This is a genomic window from Sodalis-like endosymbiont of Proechinophthirus fluctus (genome assembly GCF_001602625.1).
Taxonomy (GTDB): Bacteria; Pseudomonadota; Gammaproteobacteria; order Enterobacterales; family Enterobacteriaceae.
The window spans coordinates 1-1055 of sequence record NZ_LECR01000020.1 but is presented as its reverse complement, the minus strand read 5'-3'; the positions used below and the strand labels follow the sequence as shown (position 1 = coordinate 1055).

Below are 1055 nucleotides of genomic sequence, written 5' to 3'. Positions count from 1 at the left end.
CGGCTGGCGCTATTATCGCTGGCGTGCCTGCCCTGTCTCCGTAAAACGTCTGTCGTTCATTCAGTCCCTTCTGCGCAAACTGAAGGCGGGGAGGGTGCGCGGCTGTTACCCACGCTATCTCCCGCTATGGCCTGGCGACCGATGCGCTGCATAATGGTGATGGAGCGCGGGGCGGTACCCAACTCATCAATTCGCGAACAGGGCAATGAGCAGGTGCAGTTGCTCAAAGTGCGCAAGGAAACGCGCCGCAGGAGCAGGTTATCAGCTGTCCTTATGAGGGACACGAAGCGTTGCTTCGCCGCACGTCGCTGCTGTTGATACTTCTGATCCTGCTGGCGCCCGTCGTGGTCCGAGCCCTGACTGGCAGTGTTGGGAGATATTCGGCGAATCCGGCCAGGGTAGCACCAGCAATATTTCCCTCGGCGGCCTCGATCTTAATATCCGGAGCACTGGCAGCCGCACATTGTCCGCGATCTGGACTAGAAAACCGACATCGATATTTATGTTAACAGTTAGGTAGTGCGTCAAGGTGGCGCTGTCTCTCGCCTCATGATGAAGTGAGCTATTTTTCCCTGCATCACTGGGGCGGGAATCTGATAATACTGTGCAGTTCTTTCGCTGTTGGTCCTGGCGTTGCTACTGGCCTATATGCCGCTCACTGCCGCTGAAGTTGAGCATTGCCTGACTGCGACTGCGGCGCGCGCAAACGGTACGCGTCGATATCGTCTCGACGCGTGGTGGCTTAGAGCGGCAACAGAGTCTAGCTTAGCTGACTGCTGGTTATCTCGGCCTCCGTTCAGGTAGCAGATATGCTACCCTGAAAACTTATTTGATCGTTCGGTGTTAGGCCACGGCCTTGTTCGATCATTCCTCTTATATTCTGGAGTCTACATGTCCGCAGCTATGACTTGGCGCTAAATTGCTGGATTTAGCCTTCGGACGCGACTTCTGGCTGTCTCGCGTACCGGCAGGCCCTCAGCCGGCAGCGCGGTATCACCCCAGATGAGACCGGACCCCTAATAAATCTGGAATATCACAGCGTGCGCTATACATTG

Annotated in this window: 1 protein-coding gene; it reads left to right on the top strand. The window is 55.9% G+C overall.

What is annotated here, in order from left to right:
* Window positions 1-318 (top strand): hypothetical protein (locus tag BG74_RS14715; protein WP_204376292.1); only part of this gene is annotated, 318 nt, incomplete at its 5' end.
* Window positions 319-1055: the final 737 nt, after the last annotated feature.